Annotated in this window: 23 protein-coding genes; 7 read left to right on the top strand and 16 right to left on the bottom strand. The window is 53.6% G+C overall.

Going from position 1 to position 26296, the window contains the following annotated elements; genetic code table 11:
- Positions 1 to 157 precede the first annotated feature (157 nt).
- Positions 158 to 1015, top strand: coding sequence for a winged helix-turn-helix domain-containing protein (locus tag BV390_RS23875; RefSeq protein WP_046853250.1), 858 nt, complete (start codon positions 158 to 160; stop codon positions 1013 to 1015).
- Positions 1016 to 1021: 6 nt separating this feature from the next.
- Positions 1022 to 1504: a hypothetical protein gene (locus BV390_RS31605; RefSeq protein ID WP_227502936.1), complete on the top strand. Its 483-nt coding sequence runs from the start codon at positions 1022 to 1024 to the stop codon at positions 1502 to 1504.
- Between the two features lie 11 nt (positions 1505 to 1515).
- On the opposite strand, the gene iraM is transcribed toward BV390_RS31605, so the two are convergent.
- Together iraM and bamA are read right to left on the bottom strand one after the other, a co-directional pair.
- On the bottom strand, positions 1516 to 1866 hold the full coding sequence (gene iraM, locus BV390_RS23865) for an anti-adapter protein IraM (protein ID WP_072000053.1): 351 nt from the start codon (positions 1864 to 1866) through the stop codon (positions 1516 to 1518).
- Between the two features lie 292 nt (positions 1867 to 2158).
- On the bottom strand, positions 2159 to 4582 hold the full coding sequence (bamA, locus tag BV390_RS23860; protein WP_085397423.1) for an outer membrane protein assembly factor BamA: 2424 nt from the start codon (positions 4580 to 4582) through the stop codon (positions 2159 to 2161).
- Between the two features lie 597 nt (positions 4583 to 5179).
- On the opposite strand from bamA, the gene BV390_RS23855 reads away from it, so the two are divergent.
- A complete protein-coding gene (locus BV390_RS23855) occupies positions 5180 to 5533 on the top strand; it encodes a helix-turn-helix transcriptional regulator (RefSeq protein ID WP_032689930.1) in 354 nt (117 codons plus the stop codon).
- Between the two features lie 65 nt (positions 5534 to 5598).
- Here BV390_RS23855 and BV390_RS23850 read toward each other — a convergent pair whose 3' ends face one another.
- Positions 5599 to 7860, bottom strand: a complete 2262-nt coding sequence (locus BV390_RS23850; protein WP_046853252.1) for a TonB-dependent siderophore receptor — start codon at positions 7858 to 7860, stop codon at positions 5599 to 5601.
- A gap of 677 nt (positions 7861 to 8537) precedes the next feature.
- On the opposite strand from BV390_RS23850, the gene BV390_RS23845 reads away from it, so the two are divergent.
- Positions 8538 to 10088: an MltF family protein gene (locus BV390_RS23845; RefSeq protein ID WP_047663770.1), complete on the top strand. Its 1551-nt coding sequence runs from the start codon at positions 8538 to 8540 to the stop codon at positions 10086 to 10088.
- A 98-nt stretch (positions 10089 to 10186) separates the two neighbouring features.
- Here BV390_RS23845 and ssb1 read toward each other — a convergent pair whose 3' ends face one another.
- Positions 10187 to 10714, bottom strand: a complete 528-nt coding sequence (gene ssb1, locus BV390_RS23840) for a single-stranded DNA-binding protein SSB1 (protein WP_004856483.1) — start codon at positions 10712 to 10714, stop codon at positions 10187 to 10189.
- 246 nt (positions 10715 to 10960) lie between these two features.
- On the opposite strand from ssb1, the gene uvrA reads away from it, so the two are divergent.
- Positions 10961 to 13786 carry an excinuclease ABC subunit UvrA gene (uvrA, locus tag BV390_RS23835; RefSeq protein WP_032689935.1) on the top strand — a complete coding sequence of 942 codons (2826 nt, stop codon included), beginning with the start codon at positions 10961 to 10963 and terminating at the stop codon, positions 13784 to 13786.
- Here uvrA and BV390_RS23830 read toward each other — a convergent pair whose 3' ends face one another.
- The 6 genes from BV390_RS23830 to dnaB form a co-directional block, all read right to left on the bottom strand.
- Positions 13787 to 14143, bottom strand: coding sequence for an MmcQ/YjbR family DNA-binding protein (locus tag BV390_RS23830; RefSeq protein ID WP_032689936.1), 357 nt, complete (start codon positions 14141 to 14143; stop codon positions 13787 to 13789).
- A 3-nt stretch (positions 14144 to 14146) separates the two neighbouring features.
- Entirely contained in the window at positions 14147 to 14563 is a 417-nt protein-coding gene (locus BV390_RS23825; RefSeq protein WP_032698382.1) for a secondary thiamine-phosphate synthase enzyme YjbQ, read from the bottom strand.
- A 145-nt stretch (positions 14564 to 14708) separates the two neighbouring features.
- Positions 14709 to 15419 carry an acid phosphatase AphA gene (gene aphA / locus BV390_RS23820; RefSeq protein ID WP_032689939.1) on the bottom strand — a complete coding sequence of 237 codons (711 nt, stop codon included), beginning with the start codon at positions 15417 to 15419 and terminating at the stop codon, positions 14709 to 14711.
- A gap of 282 nt (positions 15420 to 15701) precedes the next feature.
- A complete protein-coding gene (gene tyrB, locus BV390_RS23815) occupies positions 15702 to 16895 on the bottom strand; it encodes an aromatic amino acid transaminase (protein WP_032689940.1) in 1194 nt (397 codons plus the stop codon).
- Between the two features lie 247 nt (positions 16896 to 17142).
- On the bottom strand, positions 17143 to 18222 hold the full coding sequence (alr, locus tag BV390_RS23810) for an alanine racemase (RefSeq protein WP_032689941.1): 1080 nt from the start codon (positions 18220 to 18222) through the stop codon (positions 17143 to 17145).
- A 148-nt stretch (positions 18223 to 18370) separates the two neighbouring features.
- Positions 18371 to 19786 (bottom strand): replicative DNA helicase, encoded by a 1416-nt coding sequence (gene dnaB, locus BV390_RS23805; RefSeq protein WP_004856470.1) that lies wholly within the window; start codon positions 19784 to 19786, stop codon positions 18371 to 18373.
- 88 nt (positions 19787 to 19874) lie between these two features.
- Between dnaB and BV390_RS23800 the strand changes: the two genes are divergently transcribed.
- Complete coding sequence (locus BV390_RS23800; RefSeq protein ID WP_032689943.1) at positions 19875 to 20858, top strand: quinone oxidoreductase; 984 nt, start codon at positions 19875 to 19877, stop codon at positions 20856 to 20858.
- Between the two features lie 230 nt (positions 20859 to 21088).
- Here BV390_RS23800 and pspG read toward each other — a convergent pair whose 3' ends face one another.
- The 3 genes from pspG to BV390_RS23785 all read right to left on the bottom strand — a co-directional run bounded on the left by pspG (position 21089) and on the right by BV390_RS23785 (position 23061).
- Positions 21089 to 21331 (bottom strand): envelope stress response protein PspG, encoded by a 243-nt coding sequence (gene pspG, locus BV390_RS23795; RefSeq protein WP_032689944.1) that lies wholly within the window; start codon positions 21329 to 21331, stop codon positions 21089 to 21091.
- 140 nt (positions 21332 to 21471) lie between these two features.
- Positions 21472 to 22470 (bottom strand): tRNA dihydrouridine(20/20a) synthase DusA, encoded by a 999-nt coding sequence (gene dusA, locus BV390_RS23790; protein WP_032697092.1) that lies wholly within the window; start codon positions 22468 to 22470, stop codon positions 21472 to 21474.
- A gap of 102 nt (positions 22471 to 22572) precedes the next feature.
- Positions 22573 to 23061: a cupin domain-containing protein gene (locus BV390_RS23785; protein WP_004856461.1), complete on the bottom strand. Its 489-nt coding sequence runs from the start codon at positions 23059 to 23061 to the stop codon at positions 22573 to 22575.
- 114 nt (positions 23062 to 23175) lie between these two features.
- Between BV390_RS23785 and zur the strand changes: the two genes are divergently transcribed.
- Complete coding sequence (gene zur, locus BV390_RS23780; RefSeq protein ID WP_032689946.1) at positions 23176 to 23691, top strand: zinc uptake transcriptional repressor Zur; 516 nt, start codon at positions 23176 to 23178, stop codon at positions 23689 to 23691.
- Positions 23692 to 23782: 91 nt separating this feature from the next.
- On the opposite strand, the gene BV390_RS23775 is transcribed toward zur, so the two are convergent.
- From BV390_RS23775 to lexA, 3 genes are all read right to left on the bottom strand, one after another.
- A complete protein-coding gene (locus BV390_RS23775) occupies positions 23783 to 23992 on the bottom strand; it encodes a CsbD family protein (RefSeq protein ID WP_004856456.1) in 210 nt (69 codons plus the stop codon).
- 126 nt (positions 23993 to 24118) lie between these two features.
- Positions 24119 to 25435 carry an MATE family efflux transporter DinF gene (dinF, locus tag BV390_RS23770; RefSeq protein WP_032697091.1) on the bottom strand — a complete coding sequence of 439 codons (1317 nt, stop codon included), beginning with the start codon at positions 25433 to 25435 and terminating at the stop codon, positions 24119 to 24121.
- A 68-nt stretch (positions 25436 to 25503) separates the two neighbouring features.
- Positions 25504 to 26112, bottom strand: coding sequence for a transcriptional repressor LexA (gene lexA, locus BV390_RS23765; protein WP_004856448.1), 609 nt, complete (start codon positions 26110 to 26112; stop codon positions 25504 to 25506).
- Positions 26113 to 26296 lie beyond the last annotated feature (184 nt).

The following is a 26296-nucleotide window of genomic DNA, read 5'->3' as shown; positions in this document are numbered from 1 at the left end:
AACAAATAAAAAGCAATTCAGGCAAAACCTCACCTGGGGATTAAGAGTATTCTTAGTTATGAGTGAATGTCAGGTTTACTCTTTGGTGCTAGTATCGCGGCATCAAATCCCAGATAAATGACACAGTGGTAACTATTCTCACAATAAGAAATCATATATGGCTACTATTTACGTTATAGAGAACACGCTGCGATTTAACTCAGAAGCGCATACTCTCCATTCCATAAAAAGTAATGAACGTATGGCCCTGGCAATACCAGCAAGCCTTTGCTTTGATTTGTTAATAAAAAATCAAGGAAGAATCGTCACTCAGGCAGAGCTACTGCAAAATGCGTGGGGAGAAAGGGGGATGAGTGTTACGCCGAATACTCTACATCAAAATATCTCTTTGCTGCGTAAGTCTTTAAATTACTTCAATGTGAATGGAACACTGATTCAAACGATCCCTAAACGGGGTTTCATGATTGCGGATGAAGCGAATATCCGGATTGATACTCCCGGCGCCCCTGCGGAGAAGGATAATGATATTGCCACTCCAGAAATAAATCAGCTGAACAGAGTTGTGACGGAAGGAAATGGCGCTCATCATGAAGGGAGCCAGCAACTTCACGCCGACCCACCGACAGCGCAAGACAAAGGTGACGTCCTGTCGACGAGAATCATCGAGGCCGTGAGAAAAAGAAAGACAGGATGGCTTGTCGCCGGTATTACCAGTCTGTTGATTATTCTGTTGCATATTATCTACCTTAACCCGTCAGCCACGATCGATTCACCTTTCGCGTCGTATACGCTGATCACGACGATCAATAGCTGCAAGGTTTTCAGAAATGATGATCTAAGATTTGATGAGTACTATATTAATTTTCTTAAAGAGCATAATATCACCTGCTCAAATGGACGGACTATTTATATAACGAATCATTACCCATCGAGCAGGACCTCACTGATCTCCTGTCGATACCCAATAAAATCTCATAAAAAATCATTCTGTACCTCATCTTATTACTTAAAATAACACAATATGAAAACACGAAAAATAAACAAAGTCATTGCATATACTTTCATTATTATCACGATAAGTCTTGTCTTTTATTACATCAGTTCATTTGATGACGATGAGAGCATTAACTGCACATCCGCTTTTTCAATAGTTAATGACGGTGAGGAATATTCTTTCTCTGTCACTTTCTTTGCCAGCGATGGGGATGGGTTAATTACATTCACCGGTAATTCCAGAAACACAAAGGATGACATCAGCATCAGAAAATATATAACCTATGTAAAAAATAAAAATAATATTTATATTTTCAGAAGTAGCGACACGAACATTCGCTCAAATTCCACAGCGCTCCCTGATAAATTCGATGAGATTCTACCGCCGTTCTTTACGGGGATCAGAAAAGAAGATCGATTCATTATCAAAATATTAAAGATAAAACATGACTCGTGGGTATTTATGTCAACAAATACCCCCTATTTTATTTGTGAAAATACCAATGGTTAGCGCCAACTTCGTTAACACAGCGCATGGTGCTTGAAATTGCCAGGGCAACGTTTAATCGCACAATGTGGCTGATAACAGCAACCCTCTATCGTCGTGGCCCCGAAATCATAGGGGCAGGATGGTCTTTCCCTTAGGATTTCCCATTGCTCATGGCTGTAGGTTGACATATTGTAGACCTTAATATAATGATATTTTCCATTAACTAATACCTTCGAGGAATACAGTTTCATGGATTCTCCGGGAAGTAACAGAATATCGGCTTCATACCATATAATAAATTTTAAAAAGCGCAATCTCGATATACTTGAAAATGCTACACCGGAATGTGGGCAAATAATTGTGTTCTGAATTATCCATTTCATGTCGCGTCCTTGTGCTTTATGAGAAACAGCCACATAGCTAGTCATAGCAAAGATTATAATTATCCGCAAGTCCTCTCCTCGATATTGTGAGGTAAAATCACGATATTCTTCCAGTAAATTGATAAACAGTTAGTAGCGGAGTAATATAAAATACGTAGACATGAAAATATAGCGACATAATTCTACATTACGCCGGGTATAAATTTACAATACGCGGATGATTGATGTGCCGACTACAGTTAAAGAGGGCGCGACGGATTGTCATCAACCCATCGCGTTATTGATGAATAATTTACCAGGTTTTGCCAATATTAAACTGAAACTGCTCCGCTTTATCGCCATCATATTTTTTAAATGGTTCGGCCCAGGAAAAGACCAGCGGCCCCAGCGGCGACATCCACTGCACCGCAATCCCTGCCGACATACGAATATGCAGCGGATCGCCGTAGTCAGGGATCCCGGCGGCCTGCGTCTGAGCGCTATTTTGCCATGATGTACTCCATACCGTCCCCGCATCGACGAACAGCGAGGTGCGTAAACTGTCGGCATATTTATCATTAATAAACGGCGTCGGAATAATAAATTCACTATTCAGTACCGCCATGGCGTTGCCGCCCACCGCATCCGAAGAGCTTTCAACCGGGCAGTTACTGTAGCTGCTTTCAGTCCCGTTACAGCGATAATAGGCCGCTTTTGGACCAATCGTATTGGAAGAGAACCCCCGCACTGACGACGACCCTCCGGCATAGAAGTTATCGTAAAACGGAACCGAATTCCCGTTCAGGCCGCCGGCATAACCTGCTTTCAGATGCTCCATCCAGACCCAGCTTTTCCCTTCATTCAGAGGGAGATATTGCGTGGTATCCAGGGTGAGTTTGTAATAGCTGTTGTCTGATCCCGGCACGGTCACTTTACCGCTCAGGCTGCTTTTATTCCCGGAACGAGGGAAAAACCCGCGGTCGAGATTGTTATAGCTCCAGCCGAGACTGGCGAAAACGTCGTTGGCGCTATACGTCGCCCCGCTGTCGCCATCTTTGGTGACCACGTTCGGATAAATCCCTCGCGAATTAAGGTAATTCCACGTCGTCAGCTCCGGATCCATGTTCGTCAGGTAGTTATGGACGTAATCAATGCCCACATTCAGTGAGTTATTCTCACTAATCGGGAAACCAAGATTGCTCCCCAGCCCGTAGCTTTGCTGGTTATAGCTCCCGGCATCTGCATCGGCAGCATCGTAGCTGTTGTAGAAAATTTTCCCGCCGAGGCTGACGCCATCAACGGTAAAATAGGGATCGGTTGCGCCCAGTTCAACATAGGACTGGTAGCTGTTACGGGTGCCGTTAAAACTCACGCTGTTGCCGGTGCCTAGCCAGTTATCCTGAGTGACGCCAAGCTGATAGCTGATGCCGCTGTCTGTCCCGAATCCCAGGCCCACGTTAAACGAACCGGTGTTACGTTCTTTCACTTTATACACCACGTCGACCTGATCCTGGCTCCCGGCAACCGGGGTGATTTCTTTATCCACCGTTTCAAAAAAGCCCGTACGATCCAGCCGCTCTTTCCCTTGCTGTACTTTTTCGTCGTTGAGCCACGCCCCCTCCATTTGCCGCATTTCACGACGCAAGACGGCGTCACGCGAAGTATCATTCCCGGTAAACCGGATCTGGCGCACGGAATACCGACGTCCGGCATCAACATTGATATGCAGGGTCACACTTTTGTTGGTCTCATCGATTTCCGTACGGGTATTCACCTGGGGCCAGGCATAGCCATATTTACCAAAGCGTTTTTTGATGCTGTTTTCAACGGCGGTAATGTCGGCTCCGCTGTACCATTTGCCCGACAGAGACTGCGCCAGCGCTTCTGTCTCTTGCGCATGCCCGGCCATCTCGCCGCTCACCAGCGTGCTGGTGACTTTATAGCGATCGCCTTCAGAGAGATTGACCGTCAGATACAGCGACTTTTTATCCGGCGTGATGCTGACCTGACTGGAGTTAATGGTAAAGCGCGCATAGCCACGATCGAGGTAATAACTACGCAGGGTTTCCAGGTCGGCTTCCATTTTTTGTTTCTGATATTTCTTGTCGCCAATCACGTTCCACCATGGAACATGGTCACGCAGCTGCAGCTGGTCCAGCAGAGTTTCCTCGCGGAAGGCTTTATTGCCGATAATATTAATCTGGGCAATCGTCGCGGCGATCCCTTCCTGAAAAACAAACTTTAAATCGACGCGGTTTCGCGGTAGCGGCGTGACCACAGCATGGACCTGCGCACTGTATTTCCCGACGCTATAATAGAAATCCTGTAATCCTTTTTCTATTTCACTGAGGGCATTACGATCTAACGCGCTCCCTTCTTCGACGCCGCTGGCCGCCAGATTGTCTTTCAGGGCGTCATCTTTCACCGCTTTATTCCCCGAAAAACTTAATTTGGCGATGGTCGGCCGCTCTTTAAGCTGTACCACCAGCGTCGTTCCATCGCGCAGGATCTGGACATTTTCAAAGTTACCGCTGGCATATAAAGCGCGTAGCGACTCGCTAATATCATCATTAGACACCTGTTCTCCGGTATGGATCGGCATGCTTAATAGCGCGGCCCCTACGGTAACGCGCTGCAACCCCTCAAAACGAATATCATCAATTTTGTACGTTGTTGATGCATAAAGCGTTAAGGGAGAAATTAATAACCCGGCAATGATATTTGTTTTCTTTAGCATGGACGTTTCGTCTAAGAGATATTTGGCGATAGCAGAATTCTGCTGGGATTTGCGTAAGCAACGCGCAGAATTACACTTCATTATGGCGAAACAATGGAGAAAAAATGGATGTTATTGGCTGGAGAAAAAAATAAAATTTAACGGAACTTCGTTCTAATAAGTCAGTCTGAGCAGCAACCTGACAACCGAATGAAAGCGCACAATGACTTTAAGGTATAAAACAAAAAGCCCCCTTTCTAATGGGGTGAAAGGGGGAATGATCTTGTCAGGAATGATGCTCTCTGGGATAAACCAGGAACACCGGCAATTTACCCTGAAATACCGAACTTAAAATGAAGAGATATTGAATAAATTATGCAGTAACGACCCGTAATACCCGCAAGGGTTCCGGGCGTTAATTTGTATGAATTCTTCATCTTTTCCTCAAAATAGCAGAATAGAGTATGAGAGGCTTATGGGAACATCAAAGCACATCAAGCGTTATATCGCAAAAGTAAAGTAGTGGCGCCTTACCATGGAGGGTGAGGCATTTACCTGGCCGCCTGCAGCCCTCCCGCCACGCGATGGAGAGGCCCGGTCCTGGAATGAGCATGAATCATGCGTAGAAATGAGATCCAGCAGTCCGTTCTCAACGAACTGGTACGCTGGATAAAAAACAACCTCGAGAAAAAACTCACGGTCAATGCACTCAGCGTGTTTTCCGGGTATTCCGAGTGGCACCTCTTTCGTCTGTTCCGTCATCATTTTAATATGTCGCCGATGGAATATATCAGGCAACAGCGTATGTCGCTATGTCGTGATTTATTACAGATGCAACCGGCTTTCCGTATCGTCGATATTTGCATTATGGCCGGATATGAAGATATCAGTGCATTTAACCGGACATTTAAGAGGTATTATTCTCTCACCCCCACGCAGTTTCGCCAGCGTATTAATGAACAATCCGGATAATCCTTCCTGAAGTTAAAAATAAAAGGCCGGGAACAGACTTATGTTCCCGGCCAGGCAGAACAGGATCAGAAATGCGTATTTACGCTGACATAGAAGGTCCGCCCTGACTCATTATAGGTCTCCGCACCGGCACCGTATAAATAGGCGCCGGTGGTCGCGTTCCCGGTCGTTTGGGCATTTCCAGCACGGTAGTGGCGTATATCAAAGAGGTTATCCACGCCGCTGGTCAGGCTCAGATTTTTGTTCACATCCCAGGTCGCGCTCAGCCCGACGATGCTGTACGGACTCACTTCGTTCAGCTCACTACCGGATACCGCCTCGCCTTTGTAATTGAAACGCTTAGGTTTCTGCCGCCCGTACCAGGTAAAGGTGCTTTGCAACGAGAGATCGTCGCGGACCTGCCAGCCGAGCGTAGAGTTAAGGGTAAACTGCGGAATCACCGACAGGCGATCGCCGGTCGTCTTGTTCTTACTTTGCAACATCCAGGTCAGGTTATTACTCCAGTTGACCGTTTCACTCACCGGCAGGTTAAGCGAACCTTCCAGCCCCTCCACCAGCGCTTTGGGGACGTTCTCCCACTGATAAATATTCGTGGTTCCATTGCTTGCCGTACCGACAGCTGAATACCCGGACTCAATTTTATTGCGGTAGTCGTTACGGAACCAGGTTATCCCCGCCTGATAGCCTTCGTGCTTGTATTCCAGACCAATCTCTTTGTTAACGCTGGTTTCCGCCTTCAGGTCGCTATTTCCCATCAGATAACAGGCCGAACTGCTGGCGTAGCACCCCTGGCCGTTACTGTAGAGAATATAGTTGGGGTTGAGCTGATAGAGGTTCGGCGCTTTATAGGCGCGGGCAATGCCTAGCTTCAGGGTCCAGTCGTCGCTCAGTCCCTGCGACAGGTTCAGCGACGGACTCCAGTTATTACCGACGATGCTGTGATGGTCAAAACGCAGGGCCGGCGTCAGCATCGTACTATCGGTTAGCGCGATATTATCTTCGGTAAACAGCGAGAAAATTTCGGCGCTGCTGTAAGGCGTGCGGCCGGAGGTCGAAATACCGTCAATCGAGCCGTAAGAGAGTGCCTGGGTGGTCGACACGCCATCTTTCATCCGCTGCTGATTCCACTCGGTGCCCAACGTCAGGTTCTGCTCAACGCCCAGCGTAAACGGGATATTGACCTCGCTGTGCAGCAGAACGTCCGCCAGATCGATATCCGAGAATTCGCTGCTGGAGAAGATGCCCTCGGTCCCGCCGGCCAGACCTTCATTCATACGGGAGTTACGGGTATGTTCATACTGCGCATAGCTGTTGCTGGTGACACCGTTGTCCCAGCCTCCGGTCCAGGTCAGGCCGTAGGTCTGACGGTAAATTCGGTTGGTCTCTTTACCATACATGCTTTTCACGAGCGTACTGGTATTGGTGTTCTGGGTATCGCCAGCGTAGAGGTTGCCCTGGCGGCTATAGCCAGTTTCAAACTCCAGCGCCTGCATGGGAGCAAATTCCCAGCGCAGCTTACCGTGGATATCTTTGTTCACCACCCCTTCACGCCCGGCCGGATAAGATCCGGCATAGCTGCCGGTCCGCTCCGCCTCGTGGCCGGCGTTAATATCCTGGGCATCAGCCTGGGTTTTACTCAGGTTGCCCCATAAATTAAAACTCACGCTGTCCGACATCGGCCCCTCAAGGCTGAAGTTCGTCCGCTTCGTCGCCCCCTCTTTTCGGTGCTGCGGCGCGTTCATGTAGGTATTCCAGGAGCCGTGCCATTCGTTATTCACAGGCTTAGTGATGATATTCACGACGCCACCCATTGCGCCGTTGCCATAGCGCGCCGCCGCAGGGCCGCGAATCACATCAATGTGGTCGATCATCTCCGCAGGAACCCAACCGGTGTCGCCACGCGTATCGCGATCGCCGCGCCAGCCATAGCGTACCGAATTGCGACTGGTCACCGGCTTTCCATCGATCAGGATCAGCGTATTCTCTGGCCCCATACCGCGGATATCAATTTGCCGGTTATTCCCGCGCTGGCCGCTGGTCGAGTTGCCAGTCAGGTTCACCCCCGGCTGAGTGCGAATCAGTTCTGAGATATCGCGTGCCGGCGGATGTTTGCGAATTTCGTCAGCCGTGAGCGTTGATACGCCCGGCGCCTGTAAGGTCTGTCTGGCAGCGGTCACTACCATCGTCTCTTCGGTTTTGGCCGCAGCGGTATCGGCGTCCTTTGCCTCTTCCGGTTTGCTGATGTCGGCGGCCTGCGCGGGTAGCGCCGCGCCCCAGATAGCCAGATGAATCAGCGCGGCCAGCGAGTAGTGTGAGTTTCGTTTCATGGAGTATGCCCTGTTTTCTTTTTTTGCTGTCGGGGCGCGCCTCCTTCATCCTTAGATAAACAGCGGCAATCATTTCCATGCGAACAACTTAGTGCCTGGTTTTGGCATAGCAAGGCCCTCCCGGAAAATAACGGGATATAAATAGCCTGTGGCCAAAATATAAAGTCTCACCCTGTCAAAAATGAAAAATACGCGTCAGCACTATTCTTAGATAGCGTTTTTCGATCAGCCTTAGAGATGATTATTGTGCGTTATCACGTTATTAGAAATGAGATTCATTATCAAGTTGATAATGTAAAATAGCGGAAACAGATTAAAATACAATAAATAAAACAACGGGATAAATAAAAAATAATATTCTCAAGTCACTCAAATAATTAATACCAAAACTTACAACAACATAAAAAAAACATTATTCAATCATATTATCTCCATAATCATTTGTGGCCGCTCATTCCTTTATCACAATAAAATGAATGCCCCAAAACAGAGAGCCTGGTTAGCCCGGCAATATGCCTGCCAGAATCGAGGCAGATAGCCTCTCTTTTGGCAGCACAAAAAGTGGCTCTCGCCTCTGACACAACCGGCGATGTTTCCCCGCGCAGTCGGGCAAACGAACAGCCTAACCCCCCCAGAGTTGACTAAAATATAGGGATGCACCTGCGGAGCTTCTCTCCATGAACATCCTCTCATTTCAACGACCCGCTATCGCCAGCTTTGCCTGCCTTGTTGCCCTGCTGTTTGCCGGTTCCGTTTATGCGGCAGTCGGGGAAAAGCAACCTCCGCCTCAGGAAAAACGACAGGCGCTGGAACTCAATACGCAAGAGATGCAGAAGCCCTGGCAAGGCGATCTCCCCGGTATGCTCGACAGACGCGTCATCAGAGTCTTAACCACCTACAGCAAGACCTTTTTCTTTATCGACAAAGGTACCCAGCGCGGGGCAACGCATGACATCTTCATTGAGTACGAACGCAACCTTAATCAACAGTTGATGAAGGAGAAAAAGCTCAAACATCGCCATCTGAAGGTACGGATAGTTTTCGTCCCGGTGGCCCGTGACCAGCTCTTCAGCGCACTCGTTGCCGGCAAAGGAGATATCGTCGCCGCAAATCTTACGGTTACCGAGGATCGTCAGCAGCAGGCTGACTTCACGATACCGCTCTATTCCAATGTTCAGGAGCTTCTGCTCTCCGGTCCTGGTTCACCGGAAGTCGCCAACCTGGAACAACTTTCTGGCAAAGAGGTATTTGTTCGCCAGTCATCAAGCTATTACCAAAGCCTGGTCGCCCTGAATGCGCATTTTGCGAAAGAATCTCGTCCGCCGGTTATTATCGAAGCCGCTCCGGAATCACTCGAAGATGAGGACCTGATAGAAATGCTCAGCGCCGGCCTTATTCCGTTGACCGTCGTCGATCGTCATAAGGCGCTATTCTGGAAACAAGTTTTCCCCAAAATTGAAGTCCATCAGGATATTGTCCTGCGTAAAGATGCCAGCATCGGCTGGGCGGTACGTAAGAACAGTCCGCAGCTTCTCGCCTCGCTAAACCGCTTTGTGAAGGCTAACGGCCAGGGCAGTAAGCTGGGAAATACCATCCTGTTGCGCTATCTGAAGAACGCGAAGTATGTCAAAAATGCCGCCGCGCAGAAGGAACGGCGAAAATTTCTGGCGATGGTGGATATCTTCCGCAAATACGGCGCTCGGTATGACGTTGACTGGCTGTTAATGGCGGCCCAGGGTTATCAGGAATCACGCCTCAATCAGTCGGTTCGCAGCCATGTGGGCGCCATCGGCGTTATGCAGGTGATGCCGCGGACGGGCAAAGAGCTGAAGGTCGGAGATATCAGCAAGCTGGATCCGAATATCCATGCCGGGGTGAAATATATGCGCTGGATGATCGACCATTACTATGGCGATGAGCCGATGACCCGGCTCGACAAAGCGCTCTTTTCCTTCGCGTCCTATAACGCCGGGCCCGCCCGTATCGCCCGCCTGCGGACAGAAACCAGCAAGCGCGGTTTTAACCCTGATATCTGGTTTGGCAATGTGGAGTATCTGGCCGCTGAGAAGATCGGTTCCGAGACCGTCACCTACGTCAGCAATATCTATAAGTACTACATTGCCTATCGGCTAATTGTCGATGAAATGGCGCGCAAACAAAAAGCCACCACCCAGTCGAACAGCCCGGCAACGCCCGCCGGGGAACAGGCCGCTCCCGCTACGCCGTGAGGCAGTATCATCGCTGGATACGCGGAGAGAGCAGATATAAAAAAGCCCCGAAAACGGGGCTTTTTCTTATGCTTTAACGACAGTGCCTAAGGATGATCTTAGAACGGGATATCGTCATCGAAATCCATCGGTGGTTCGTTAGAAGGTGCTGCCGGTGCCTGCTGCTGCGGGCGAGACTGCGCGCCGCCGCTAAACTGGTTGCCGCCCTGCGGCTGCTGAGGCTGACCCCAACCGCCCTGCTGCTGACCGCCGCCTGCCGGAGCGCCCGCGCCCTGCTGACGACCGCCGAGCATTTGCATCGTGCCGCCAACGTTAACCACGATCTCGGTGGTGTATTTTTCCTGACCAGACTGGTCAGTCCATTTACGGGTACGCAGCTGGCCTTCAATGTAGACCTGAGAACCTTTACGCAGATACTCGCCGGCCACTTCCGCCAGTTTGCCGAACAGCACAACGCGGTGCCATTCAGTCTGCTCTTTCATCTCACCGGTCGCTTTATCACGCCAGGATTCGGAAGTAGCCAGCGTAATGTTGGCAACTGCGCCACCACTCGGCATGTAGCGTACTTCCGGGTCCTGGCCCAGATTACCGACGAGAATCACCTTGTTTACGCCTCTGCTGGCCATGTTTGTGTCTCCTGAATGCGTTTCTTAATAGTGTAAACGCGCGAGTGTACCATTTCCAGGCGCTGTGTTGATAGCTGGGAAGTATGTTCCAGATAACTCTCGCGGTACGCCATTTTTGCATACCCCACGCGAAAATGCATTCCAATACTGTATATTCAAACAGGTTAAATTGTGTCATAATTAGCCGTTTCTGCCGTTTGTCCTTCTAACAAACCAGGCAATCCGCGTATCTACCGGGAAAGGTGAATGGATAAGATCGAAGTTCGGGGCGCCCGCACCCATAATCTCAAAAACATCAACCTCGTCATCCCACGCGACAAACTGATTGTCGTCACCGGGCTGTCAGGGTCAGGCAAATCCTCATTGGCTTTCGACACACTGTATGCCGAAGGGCAACGTCGCTACGTTGAATCACTCTCTGCCTATGCGCGCCAGTTCCTGTCGCTAATGGAGAAGCCGGACGTCGATCATATCGAAGGACTGTCGCCGGCGATTTCCATTGAACAGAAATCAACGTCCCATAACCCTCGCTCTACGGTTGGGACCATTACCGAAATTCACGACTATCTGCGCCTGCTGTACGCGCGCGTCGGCGAGCCGCGCTGCCCGGACCATGATGTTCCTCTGGCCGCACAGACCGTCAGCCAGATGGTCGACAACGTGCTCTCACAACCGGAAGGTCAGCGCCTGATGCTGCTGGCGCCGATCATTAAAGAACGTAAAGGCGAGCACACCAAAACGCTGGAGAACCTGGCCAGCCAGGGCTATATCCGCGCGAGGATCGACGGCGAGGTCTGCGATCTTTCCGATCCGCCGAAGCTGGAACTGCAAAAGAAACACACCATTGAGGTGGTGATCGATCGCTTCAAGGTGCGTGACGATCTGTCCCAGCGTCTGGCCGAATCCTTTGAAACCGCTCTGGATCTTTCCGGCGGTACCGCCGTTGTCGCCAATATGGACGATGAAAAAGCGGAAGAGCTGCTGTTCTCCGCCAATTTCGCCTGTCCGATTTGCGGCTACAGCATGCGTGAGCTGGAGCCTCGCCTGTTTTCGTTCAACAACCCGGCAGGCGCCTGCCCGACCTGTGACGGTCTGGGCGTTCAGCAGTACTTCGATCCCGACAGGGTCATCCAGAATACGGAGCTGTCGCTGGCGGGCGGCGCCATTCGCGGCTGGGATCGCCGCAACTTCTACTACTTCCAGATGCTGAAGTCGCTGGCGGAGCATTATCAGTTCGATATCGAGGCGCCGTGGGGCACCCTGAACGCCGACGTGCAGAAGGTCATTTTGTACGGCTCAGGCAAAGAGAATATTGAATTCAAATACATGAACGACCGTGGCGATACTTCAGTGCGCCGTCACCCGTTCGAAGGCGTGCTGCACAATATGGAACGCCGCTACAAAGAGACGGAATCCAGCGCGGTGCGCGAAGAGCTGGCGAAGTTTATCAGCAATCGTCCGTGCGCCAGCTGTGACGGTACCCGTCTGCGCCGCGAAGCCCGCCACGTATTTGTCGAAAATACGCCGCTGCCAACCATCTCTGACATGAGCATTGGCCACGCGATGGATTTCTTCACCAATCTGAAGCTGTCCGGCCAGCGGGCGCAAATTGCGGAAAAAGTGCTGAAAGAGATTGGCGATCGCCTGAAATTCCTCGTCAACGTCGGCCTGAACTACCTGACGCTCTCCCGTTCGGCAGAAACCCTCTCCGGCGGTGAAGCCCAGCGTATTCGTCTGGCAAGCCAGATTGGTGCCGGACTGGTCGGCGTGATGTACGTGCTGGATGAGCCGTCCATCGGCCTGCATCAGCGCGATAACGAACGTCTGCTCGGCACGCTGGTTCATCTGCGCAATCTGGGCAATACGGTGATTGTCGTCGAGCATGATGAAGACGCCATCCGCGCCGCCGACCACGTGATCGACATCGGTCCTGGCGCCGGGGTACACGGCGGCCAGGTGGTGGCTGAAGGGACGCTGGAGGCGATCATGGCGGTGCCTGAATCCCTGACCGGGCAGTACATGAGCGGCAAACGCAAGATTGAAGTACCGAAGCAGCGCGTGCCCGCCGACGCGGAAAAAGTGCTCAGGCTCACCGGTGCGCGCGGCAACAACCTGAAGGATGTGACGCTGACGCTGCCGGTCGGCCTGTTTACCTGTATCACCGGGGTCTCCGGTTCAGGTAAATCCACGCTGATTAACGATACGCTGTTCCCGATTGCCCAGCGTCAGCTCAACGGCGCCACCATCGCCGAACCTGCGCCATATCGCGATGTGCAGGGGCTGGAACACTTCGATAAGGTCATCGATATCGACCAGAGCCCGATTGGCCGTACGCCGCGCTCAAACCCGGCAACCTATACCGGCGTTTTCACACCGGTACGTGAACTGTTTGCCGGCGTGCCGGAATCGCGCTCACGTGGCTATACGCCAGGGCGCTTCAGCTTTAACGTCCGCGGCGGCCGCTGCGAAGCCTGTCAGGGTGATGGCGTGATTAAAGTCGAAATGCACTTCTTGCCGGATATTTATGTGCCGTGCGACCAGTGCAAAGGCAAGCGCTATAACCGCGAAACGCTGGAGATTAAGTACAAAGGCAAGACCATTCATGAAGTGCTGGATATGACCATTGAAGAAGCGCGTGAGTTCTTTGATGCCGTGCCGGCGCTGGCGCGTAAGCTACAAACGCTGATGGACGTCGGCCTGACCTATATTCGTCTCGGCCAGTCCGCTACGACGCTGTCCGGCGGTGAGGCCCAGCGCGTGAAGCTGGCGCGCGAGCTGTCAAAACGCGGTACCGGCCAGACGCTCTATATTCTCGATGAGCCGACGACGGGGCTGCACTTCGCCGATATCCAGCAGCTGCTGGACGTTCTGCATCAGCTGCGCGATCAGGGCAACACCATCGTGGTCATTGAGCACAACCTGGATGTCATCAAAACTGCGGACTGGATCGTTGACCTTGGGCCGGAAGGCGGCAGCGGCGGCGGTGAAATCCTCGTCTCCGGTACGCCAGAGACCGTTGCAGAGTGCGAAGCCTCGCACACCGCACGCTTCCTCAAACCCTTGCTGAGCTAATCACCGGGAAAGCTGCTGTCGGGTTGGTTCCGACAGCAGCCGCACCGCCTGCTGGTAGGAAGCATCCACCAGGTAGTAAATCTGCGAATCCGGCAAGGATCCATCAAGAAAGACCGTACTCCAGTGGGCTTTATTCAGATGTCTGCTGGGGCGGATATCCACATGCTGTTCCCGCAGCAGTTCGGCAAGCTCCGGACTGGCTTTCAGCGACACGGCTGGCCGCTTATCTTCCACTTCTTTCACCAATGCAAAGAGCACGTCCGCCACTTTAATCTGCGTGGCCTTCCAGTCGCTGTGCACGCTTTGCTCTGCGCCCGGTTTTGCCATGCAGTACAGCAATAACTCCGAAATTGTCATCTGTTATTCCCCCGTGAGCGTCGCAACGATATGCCGCGAACCGCCGTGAATACGATGTTCCCCTAACCAGATTCCTTGCCAGGTCCCCAGCCTGACGCGCCCGTCCTTCACCGGCAGCAGCAGGGAGACGCCAAGCATCGACGACTTGATATGCGACGGCATATCATCTGGACCTTCATAATCATGTTCATACGGCGCATTATCCGGCACCGCGTTGAGAAAATACTGCTCCATATCGTAACGGACGGTTGGATCGCAGTTTTCGTTAAGCGTCAGGGAAGCGGAAGTGTGCTGGAGCAGCAGATGCAACATCCCGACTTTGACGCGCGACAGCGCGTGGAGCTGTCCCAGGATCTCGTCGGTGACCAGATGAAAACCGCGAGATTTTGCGCCTAACGTCAGCGTTTGTTGATGCCACATAAACGACCCCTGTTGCGAATGAATCTTTCTAAGTGTGCAGCAATAAGCGAAAAGGTAAAACCTCCCCACACGCTTTTTCGTACAAAAAAGCGGCAGCCCGGAGGCTGCCGCTTTCGCTTCTGACTCATTTCCACAGAAGATGAAATTAGTATTCGGAATTCACGATCACTTCTTCACCCAGCGCTCCGGCCATCGGCAGAGGTTTATATGACGAGTTTGACGCGCGCAGTACGCGAATGCCGCGAGCCCCGGCATCATGCGCGGCAGAGATGTCGTTATCGGAATCACCGTAGAAGACCTTAATATTCTTCTCTTTCAGCCACTGGACTTTCGTATTCTGCCCCGGCTTGTCACCGGCAAAAATGACCGGATTCATGTTTGCCGCCGGGATCAGGAAATCATCCTGCAGCGTTTTCGAGACCGTTTCCGTTTTGGTCTGGCTGCGTCCGGTGACGAAATAAATGCTATCGCCGCGCTTCACATGCATTGCAATCAGCTGACGCGCCACCTCTTTAGGCATGCTGAATTCGTCCCAGCCGTTATTCATTTTTTCCCAGAATTCCGGGTTTTTCAGGTAAGCATCGCTGCCGGGAGAGAAGGTCTTTTGGCCGCGCCAGAAGCCCGGGCTGGAAAATAGCACGGTGTCATCGATATCAAAACCTACGGCAAACGGCTGACGACCCAACAGGCTGTTTTCAATCTGTGCGACGGAAACCCAGTGAACAGGCGCCTGCTCAGCCAGTCTGGCGACGTTGGTACCCGGATTTAGTGACGGAGAAGACTCCAGGGCGATTGCTGAGTGATTTAACGTGAAAAGTAAACAGAAGGCGCTAAAGGCCAAAGTTATCTTGCGCATAGTTATCCCTTTTAAGCGTCATCCTGCCAACTGCCGCTTTGCTGGCCGCAAGGCGCCTGGGGCAACCGCCGCGATACGGCGCGGATGACGGTGCGTATAAGTCGTCGAATCGTTATAATTTTCAATAATGTGGCTGCTTATTACTGGACCATGACCTTAACTCCGGCCCTCGCCGATGAAAAGAATTTTCTGCTCAGATGTCATAGAAAAAGAGAATGATCACACTTCGGAAGGGAATAGTCCTTTCCCGCAAACGGGAAAGGACATGATATTCGCAGGGAATTAGATAACGGCAGAAAACGCCTGCGCGACGCGCTGGACGTTGCGTGAATTGAGACCCGCCACGCACATCCGGCCGCTGGAAATCAGATACACGCCAAACTCTTCACGCAGACGATCAACCTGCGCCGCACTCAGGCCGGTGTAGCTGAACATCCCACGCTGTTTGAGCAGGTAGTCAAAATTGACGCCCGGTACCGCGTCTTTCAGAACGTTCACCAGCTCCTGACGCATCGCCAGAATACGCGTACGCATCTCTTCCACTTCCGCCAGCCAGCTGGCTTTCAGCTCCGCATCATTCAATACGGTCGCGACAACCTGAGCGCCAAAGTTCGGCGGGCTGGAGTAATTGCGACGGACGGTCGCCTTCAGTTGCCCCAGCACACGGTTTGCGGTTTCGGTGTCTTCGCAAACGATCGACAGGCCGCCCACGCGCTCACCGTACAGTGAGAAAATTTTCGAGAAGGAGTTGCTGACCAGCATCGGTATGCCGGCGCGGGCGATCGCGCGAATCGCGTAAGCATCATCATCCATTCCCGCCCCAAAGCCCTGATAGGCGATATCAAGGAACGGAATCAGGTTGCGCGCTTTCAGTACCTCGGTGATTTGATCCCACTGGGCAGGATTCAGATCGGCGCCCGTCGGGTTATGGCAGCACGGATGCAGCAGCACAATGTCGCGTTCAGGCAGCGTCTGCAGTTTCGCCAGCAGCGCATCAAAACGCACGCCGTTGGTCTCGTTATCAAACCAAGGGTAAGTACTTACTTCGAAGCCAGCCCCTTCAAATATGGCGATGTGGTTCTCCCAGGTCGGGTCACTGACCCAAACGCGAGAACCCGGGAAGTAGCGTTTCAGAAAATCGGCGCCCACTTTCAATGCGCCGGAACCGCCCAGCGTCTGAATAGAGGCGACGCGCTTTTGCACCAGCACCGGGTGTTCTGCACCGAACAACAGCGGGGCAATCGCGTTGCGATAAGCATTCAGCCCTTCCATCGGGAGATACAACGAGGCGCCGTGCGGCTGAGCGTTAAGACGCGCTTCCGCTTCAGCAACCGCCTGTAGCTGCGGGATAATCCCGTCTTCGTTGTAATAGAGGCCGATGCTAAGGTTTACTTTGTCACTACGCGGATCTTCTTTGAAACGCTCCATCAAGGAGAGAATAGGATCGCCAGCGTAGGCGTCAACTTTTTGAAACACGTGATGTTTCTCCGGGTTTACGAGAGGCAGGTCGTAACACAATAAACCGGAAGCAGGAGAAGATCGAGAGGATGTTGGCGGATAGTTGGCGGAAAGTCGGCGAAGATCGCACCTGTCCCGCTTGCCCTCAGGGAATATCCCGGCTCGCGGCGTAAACGCCTTCGCCGGGCCTGGCAGTGTAACCATAGCCCCGGCAAGCATCGCGCCACCGGGGTTGTCTTGTCGCACAGCAACGGAAAAACCGCGCTTAATCCACGTACTGCATGGCGACCCGCGACGTCAGCCGCGTAATAAGTTCGTAAGCACTCACATTCGTCAGTGCGGCAATACGCTCGACGGGCAGGTCTTCCCCCCAGAGCACCACCGGGTCGCCGGATTTATCCTGCGCCTCAGGCCCAAGATCGACGCAAATCATATCCATCGCGACACGACCAACAATCGGCACTTCCCGGCCGTTAACCAGCACCGGCGTACCGCTGGGCGCCGCGCGCGGATAGCCGTCGCCGTAGCCCATCGCCACCACGCCTAGCCGGGTGTCTCGCTCGCTGACCCAGGTACCGCCATAGCCTACCGGCTCGCCCGCTTTATGTTCGCGTACGGCAATCAGGCTCGACGTCAGCGACATCACCGGCTGACAACCGAAATCTGCGCCGGTGGAGGGGTAATCCAGCGGAGATACGCCGTACAGGATGATGCCCGGGCGAACCCAGTCAAAATGCGACTGCGGCCACAGCAAAATTCCGCCCGATGCCGCGATGGAACGCAGGCCAGGCTTGCCTTCACTGAAGGTGGTAAAAATATCCAGCTGGCGTTCGGTGGCGCCGCATTCAGGCTCATCCGCCCGCGCGAAGTGGCTGACGATATTGACCGGCTGGCGCACGTTTTTACACTGGCTCAGGCGCTGCCAGAAGGCGTCCGCCTGTTCCGGCAGCACGCCCAGGCGATGCATTCCGGTGTCCAGTTTCATCCAGACGGTGACAGGCTCAGGCAGCTCAGCCTGCTCCAGCGCTTCCAGCTGCTCCGGGCTGTGTACCGCCGTATGCAGTTGCTGCGCGGAAATAACCGGCAGATCGGCCGCATCAAAGAAACCCTCCAGCAGCAGGATCGGTTTCGTGATACCGCCAGCGCGCAGGCGCAGGGCTTCTTCGAGACGGGCGACGCCAAAGGCATCGGCATCAGGGAGCGTTCGCGCGGTCTCGAGAAGACCGTGTCCGTAAGCGTTCGCTTTCACCACTGCAACCAGTTTACTGGCAGGCGCCAGTTCACGCAGACGTTGCAGGTTGTGTCGCAGAGCGCGGCGGTTAATCACAACAGTTGCCGCTTGCATTTACATTCCTTGCCTTAAATAAAATAAGCCGAATCCACTCAATCATTTGAGTCACCGCAAGGCGCTAAGCCAGGGAATCACCGGGAGCTGAATACACTAAGTGACCGCGAGCAACCAACGCAGCGGTGAATCAAAGGATGATGAGGATTTATTCGTCGTCGTACTGCGGCCCCGCATAATTATCAAAGCGCGACCACTGCCCGTTAAAGGTCAGACGTACCGTTCCGATGGGTCCGTTACGCTGTTTACCAATAATAATTTCCGCGATGCCTTTTAAATCACTGTTCTCGTGATAGACCTCGTCACGATAGATAAACATGATCAAGTCGGCGTCCTGCTCAATGGAGCCAGATTCACGCAGGTCGGAGTTGACCGGGCGCTTATCGGCACGTTGTTCCAGCGAGCGGTTAAGCTGCGACAGCGCCACCACCGGTACCTGAAGCTCTTTCGCCAGCGCTTTTAACGAACGGGAAATTTCCGCAATTTCCAACGTACGATTATCGGAAAGCGACGGTACGCGCATCAGCTGCAGGTAGTCGATCATGATAAGACCGATACCGCCGTGCTCGCGGGCGATACGCCGCGCGCGGGAGCGCACTTCCGTCGGCGTCAGGCCGGAGGAGTCATCGATATAGATATTGCGTTTTTCCAGCAGGATACCCATGGTGCCGGAAATGCGCGCCCAGTCTTCATCGTCCAGCTGGCCGGTACGGATACGGGTTTGGTCGACGCGCGACAGCGAGGCCAGGGAACGCATCATAATCTGTTCTGATGGCATCTCAAGGCTGAAGATAAGCACCGGCTTATCCTGCAACATCGCCGCATTTTCGACGAGGTTCATCGCAAATGTGGTCTTACCCATCGATGGACGCGCGGCGACAATAATCAGATCCGACGGCTGCAGGCCGGCGGTCTTTTTGTTCAGATCGTCATAGCCGGTATTGACCCCGGTGACGCCGTCATGCGGCTGCTGGAACAGCTGCTCGATACGCGCAACGGTCGCATCGAGGACGTCGGCGATATTTTTCGGGCCTTCATCTTTATTAGCACGGCTTTCCGCAATCTTGAATACCCGGGATTCGGCCAGGTCGAGCAGATCTTCGCTGGTACGCCCCTGCGGGTCGAAACCCGCCTCGGCGATTTCATTCGCCACCGAGATCATCTCACGGACAACGGCGCGTTCACGTACGATATCCGCATAGGCGCTGATGTTCGCCGCACTTGGCGTATTTTTTGAGAGTTCCGCCAGATACGCGAATCCGCCAACGCTGTCCAGCTGCCCCTGACGCTCCAGCGATTCCGCCAGCGTGATCAGGTCGATCGGGCTACCCGTCTCCTGCAGACGGGCCATTTCCACAAAGATATGGCGGTGCGGACGCGTATAAAAATCTTCCGCCACAACGCGCTCGGCGACGTCGTCCCAGCGTTCGTTGTCCAGCATTAAACCGCCCAACACCGACTGTTCCGCTTCAATCGAGTGCGGCGGGACTTTTAACCCGGCGACCTGCGGATCGCGCTCACGGGGTTCAGTCTGCGGTTTGTTGAAGGGTTTATTTCCTGCCATATTGAATACAGATACCGGGATAGAGATGGGGTCGAAATATTAGCACAGGTCTCTGTTTTGACCCACCCAAATGAAACTGGAGATAATCATGGCAACACGAATAGAATTTCATCAACACGGTGGGCCGGATGTACTCAAGGCCGTAGAATTTACCCCTGCGGATCCGCTAGAAAACGAGATCCAGGTAGAGAATAAGGCCATCGGCATTAACTATATCGACACCTATATTCGCAGCGGCCTCTACCCGCCGCCGTCTCTGCCAAGCGGCCTGGGGACCGAAGCCGCGGGCGTGGTGACGAAAGTCGGGCGCAGCGTGCAGCACATTAAAGCTGGCGACCGCGTCGTCTACGCTCAGTCAGCGCTGGGCGCCTACAGTTCAGTCCATAACGTGGTTGCCGATAAGGCCGCTCTTTTGCCGGACGCTATCTCCTTTGAACAGGCTGCCGCATCGTTCCTGAAAGGGCTGACGGTCTATTACCTGCTGCGAAAAACTTACCAAATCAAGCCCGGTGAACCGTTCCTGTTTCATGCGGCGGCCGGTGGCGTCGGGCTGATTGCCTGCCAGTGGGCGAAGGCGCTGGGCGCTAAGTTGATCGGTACCGTCGGCAGCGCGCAAAAAGCGCAGCGGGCAAAGCAGGCCGGCGCCTGGCAGGTCATCAACTATCGCGAAGAGAATATCGTTGAACGCTTGAAAGAGATAACCGAAGGGAAAAAAGTCCACGTGGTCTATGATTCCGTGGGCAAAGATACCTGGGAAGCGTCGCTTGATTGCCTGCAGCGCCGGGGGCTGATGGTCAGCTTCGGTAACTCTTCCGGCCCGGTCACCGGCGTCAACCTGGGGATCCTCAACCAGAAAGGGTCGCTGTACGTCACCCGCCCTTCACTGCAAGGCTATATCACCAACCGTCAGGAGCTGGCGGAAGCCAGCGGCGAGCTGTTTTCGTTGATTGCCAGCGGCGCGATTAACGTTGACGTGGCGGAGAGCCAGAAATATGCCCTGACCGATGCCCGACGCGCGCATGAAGTGCTGGAGAGCCGTGCCACTGAAGGCTCAAGCCTGCTGCTGCCGTAACGGGTGCCCAGGCAAGATTAACGCTGCCAACGCTTCTGTAGCCTGAAGTATGACGGGAGAGCAGAAAAGTTTAGGGCTTCCACCTGGGAAGCCCTTACTTTTTTTAGTTCGGCTGTATGTAGGGTACAGCGCGATGAATTCGTTAACGCGCTAATAGTGACAGATTTAATAAGCAAAACCTACGCTGTTCTATGCAAAATTCTTCAGGTTGTGACCGACCGCTCACTCCCTTAATAACGCCAGCGGTTGTTACTGCGGTAGTCTGTCGTTTTTGGCGTATTTATCGACCGAATCACCCACACGACCGCAATGGCTAACAGCAGCCACGGCAGCAGCTTAATCATCATTGCAAACAGCCCGCCGACGAACATCAGCACCGTCGCAACGACAATCGCGGCAAGAATCCCCAGAATCGACACGCCGGTGACCAGCAACATGACAAAAAATCCAATGACAAATAAGAGTTCCAGCATCGTCTTCTCCCCAAAGAAATAATCGAATGACTCTCCGGGTATTACAAGAAACGTGCCAAACTTAATACATTGAATTTAAAGAAAAACGCTCTGACGATTAAATCAGAGCGTGGCGTATTTGACTAAATTTTAGCGCAACATTAACGCTTATCGGCAACCAGCTTCAGCGCATGTTCCAGCACGTTAATATCCGCCCCCGCCTTGTGCGCATTTTCACTCAGGTAGCGACGCCACTGCCGCGCGCCAGGGATACCCTGAAACAGGCCCAGCATATGGCGCGTGATATGGCCCAGATAGGTGCCGTTGGACAGCTCACGCTCGATATACGGGTACATCGCGCGCACCACGGCGACCGGGTCGCTATCGGCCCCTTCCACCGCAAAGATCTCCCTGTCGACCGAGGTCAGGATCCCCGGATTCTGATAGGCCTCACGCCCCACCATCACGCCGTCCATATGCTGCAGATGCAATTTCGCCTCTTCCAGCGACTTAATTCCGCCGTTGATCGCCATCGTCAGGTGTGGGAAGTCGCGTTTCAGCTGATAAACGCGCGGATAATCCAGCGGTGGAATTTCACGATTTTCTTTTGGGCTCAGGCCGGAGAGCCAGGCTTTGCGAGCGTGGATGATAAACATCTCGCACTCACCGTTTCCGGAGACGGTATTGATGAAATCACACAGAAATTCATAGCTATCCTGGTCATCGATGCCGATACGGGTTTTTACCGTTACCGGGATGGACACCACGTCGCGCATCGCTTTGATACAGTCAGCTACCAGCTGCGCATTGCCCATCAGGCAGGCGCCGAACATCCCGTTTTGCACGCGGTCGGACGGACAGCCGACGTTGAGGTTGATCTCATCGTAACCGCGCGCCTCCGCCAGTTTCGCACACTGGGCGAGCGCAGCAGGATCGCTGCCGCCCAGCTGCAGAGCCAGCGGATGCTCTTCTTCGCTATAGGCCAGATAGTCGCCTTTGCCATGAATAATCGCTCCGGTCGTCACCATTTCGGTATACAGCAGCGTATGGCGCGACAGCAGGCGCAGGAAATAGCGACAGTGCCGGTCTGTCCAGTCGAGCATCGGCGCGATGGAAAAACGATGGGCGGCAAAAGCGTGAGATGTTGATTCTGGCATCATGGCGATAAACAGGCATCCGGGTAAAAAGGGGCGCTACTATAGCACAAAGATAAATCACAGAGGCATAGCAGCGCGACGGGTGCTGTGCCTCTGCCGGACAGACTAGCGCCTGCGCGGTTTACCATCGTGCGGGCCGAAAAATTGCGGCGGATGATCGACCCAGCGATCCTGACGCGTGGCAGCATATTCCGGGTTCAGCGGATAGTAGATGCGGTTAAATTTCTTGTTCGACTCCCCCACCACTAATAAGCGAACTTCCTGGTCGGTATTATTCAAAAAAGTGTGACACACTCCGGTTCCGGCCGGAAAACCGACGCTGTCGCCCGGCTCAAGCTTCCACAGATAGCCGTTAATCCAGACTTCAGGGTAGCCATCCAGCACATAGATAAACTCCTCCTCATCACTTTCAGCGTGGGGATAAGAGGTTCGACGGCCCGGGGGCAAACGTTCATGATGAATACCCAGCCGGTTGAGTCTTAACCCCCGTGCCAGCGGCGCGCCGATGGAAAAACGCTCCGGGTTATTGGGATAAGTGGCATCATCTGGACCTTCCAGTTCGCGCCAATGTCGAATGCAATCAGGTCTTTTCATCGTTTTCTCCCGAAAATGAGATGCATCAGGTATAGCACAAGCCGCCGGTTCTCGGCGTTTTGCCTGGATCGTGATAAAGTAACAACTTCAGACTCACGCAACCAGAGGATGCTCATGAATAAGACCACTTCGCAAGAAATGTTAGCGCACGCTGAAAAGCTCTGCGCACAGCGCGGCGTGCGCCTGACTCCGCAGCGCCTGGAAGTGTTGCGTTTGATGAGCCTCCAGCAAGGGGCGATTAGCGCGTATGATCTGCTCGACCTGCTGCGCGAGAAAGAGCCGCAGGCGAAACCGCCGACGGTCTACCGGGCGCTGGAGTTTCTGCTGGAACAGGGGTTCGTGCACAAGGTGGAATCGACCAACAGCTACGTACTGTGCCATCTTTTCGATCAGCCGACCCATAGCTCAGCCATGTTTATCTGCGACCGCTGCGGCGTGGTCACGGAAGAGTGTGCCGAAGGCGTTGAAGACATTATGCATACGCTGGCGGCGAGAATGGGTTTTGCGCTACGCCACAATGTGATTGAGGCGCACGGCCTGTGCGCAGGTTGTGTCGAGGTCGAAGCCTGTAGCACCCCGGGACACTGCCATCACGACCATACCATTCAGATTAAAAAGAAAGCCCGCTGAGGCTAGCGCCGCAGCGGGAATCGAGGTTGCCGGTACCTCCGTGTACCATCAGGCAGGCAATAACAAAGGGTTAATTCGTTAACACTCACCGCTACCAGCGGTGATCGTTTTTTCGTTCCCAGTCAGACACTTCTTTCTCCGCCTGATCTTTGGCGTATCCATAACGCTCCTGGATTTTACCGACCAGCTGGTCACGCTTACCCTCAATGACGGTCATATCGTCATCGGTCAGCTTGCCCCATTTCTCTTTCGCTTTACCTTTCAACTGTTTCCAGTTACCGCCGATTTCGTCTTTGTTCATAATTCAATCCTCATCGTTCGGTGAGTTAACAGCCCGCTGTGTGCCGGACATAGTATTAACTATAGATAAGAATTCTGAGTTGAATTTATTATTCGGAATCTTTAACCAATTACATATCAAAAATCACTACGAAAACCAGGTTCCACGCCGCCAGTGTCGCCGCCAGATGACCGCCAGCGACAGACCGCGCAGCGCGAGGAAAACCGCCAGCGCCAGCCATAGCGCGTGGTTGCCGAGGACCGGTAGCGTCAGCAGCGTCAGGGCAAACCCCGCCGCCGCCACCGCCATGCTGTTGCGCATCTCAGCCCCGCGCGTCGCGCCGATGAACATGCCATCCAGCAAATAACACCACACGCCAATCACCGGCAGCACGATCTGCCAGATCAGGTAGCGATCGGCAAGCAGCTGAAGCGAGGGCAGCGAGGTCAACAGGGCGACAATCTGCTGTCCCGCCACGGCATAGGTCGCCGCAAAGGCCAGCGCCACCATTCCCGACTGACGGCAGGCCGCTCGCCAGACCTCAAGCAGCTGGCTACCGTCACGCGCGCCGTAAGCCTGCCCGGAGTGCGCTTCCACGGCATAAGCAAAACCATCCAGGGCATAGGCGGTAAAGGTCAACATGGTCATCAGGAGCGCGTTGACGGCAACGATCTCGCCGCCAAGACGAGCGCCGAAAACGGTCACCGCACCAAAGCAGAGCTGAAGCAGCAGAGAGCGCAGCATGATATCGCGATTGAGCGCCAGCAAGCGGCGCATATCTCCGCGCCACGCGCGCTTGAGCAGGGCAAATGACACACCGCGTAGCGCCAGCACGCGTCTTGCCATCAGCAGCCCGATGATAAAGGTGACATATTCGGCGGTGACCGTCGCCAGCGCGGCACCCTGCACGTTCAGATGCAGGCCCATCACCAGCCACAGATCGAGCACGATATTCAGCAGGTTGCCGACAATCAGCAAAATCACCGGCGCCCGGGCATACTGTACGCCCAACAGCCAACCGAGCAGCACCAGGTTTGCCAGCGATGCCGGCGCGCTCAGCCAGCGGATGTCGAGAAAGCGCCGCGCCTGCTCCAGCACCGCTTCATTGCCGCCAACAATATGCAACGCCAGATCGATAAGCGGGGTTCGGAAAAGCACAATCAGCAGGCCGGCACCTGTTGCCAGCCCCAGCGGCTGCACCAGCGCCCGCGCCAGGCGGAGAGGATCTTTTGCGCCAAAGGCCTGTGCGGTCAGTCCGGTGGTACTCATCCGCAGGAAAAGCAGCAGCATAAAGAGAAAACTGGTGGCCGTCGCGCCGACCGCGACACCGCCGAGGTAAACCGGGCTGTCGAGATGACCAATCACGGCGGTATCCACCAGTCCCAGCAGCGGAACGGTGATGTTGGAGAAAATCATGGGTAGCGCCAGGCGCCACAGGGCCTTATCAGCGGCGTTAAAGAACATGAGAAAGAGCCTGACCGGGAGGAGACAGCGCAGCATCATGCATCAGACGATGCTGCGTGGGGAAGGTGTTACAGCCACTCACCGTTGCGAATCACGCCAACGGCCAGCCCTTCAATAGTGAAATTTTGCTCGCGTAGATTCACCACGATAGGGGAAAATTCGCTGTTTTCTGGCAGGAGTTCGACGATGTTGCCCTGCTTTTTAAGACGCTTAACGGTGACCTCTTCGTCAATACGCGCCACGACAACCTGGCCGTTGCGTACATCCTGAGTTTTATGGACCGCCAGCAGATCGCCATCGAGAATACCGATATCTTTCATTGACATACCGCTAACCCGCAGCAAAAAGTCGGCATTCGGCTTGAACATCGCCGGATCGACCTGGAAGTGGCCTTCGATATGCTGCTGAGCCAGCAGCGGCTCACCGGCCGCCACGCGGCCAATCAACGGTAGACCTGGTTCTTCTTCCGTCAGCAGGCGAATCCCCCGGGAGGCGCCGGAGATAATCTCGATCGCGCCCTTACGCGCCAGCGCTTTCAGGTGTTCTTCCGCCGCGTTTGGGGAACGGAACCCCAAGCGCTGAGCAATTTCCGCACGCGTCGGCGGCATGCCCGTCTGGCTGATGTGATCCCGAATGAGATCAAACACCTCTTGCTGCCTGGTCGTTAACGCTTTCATCCCGCCCCCTGGGTGTATATACAGTCATGCTGTGAGTATATACAGCTAACGGTGATTTTGGAATCAAATTTCACACAAAAATCAGGAGATTCTTTCCATTTTGCGTCCCCGATAGCCCATGGCGCCAGGGGTGATTGTCGCCGGCCGGGCAAAAGCTCATCGGGTTCGCCCGATCGCCGGGAAG

This window comes from Klebsiella sp. YJ (assembly GCF_002108615.1).
In the GTDB taxonomy this organism is placed as follows: domain Bacteria; phylum Pseudomonadota; class Gammaproteobacteria; order Enterobacterales; family Enterobacteriaceae; genus Klebsiella; species Klebsiella planticola.
Note: the sequence above shows the minus strand (reverse complement) of the source record. Positions and strands in the feature narration are given on the sequence as shown.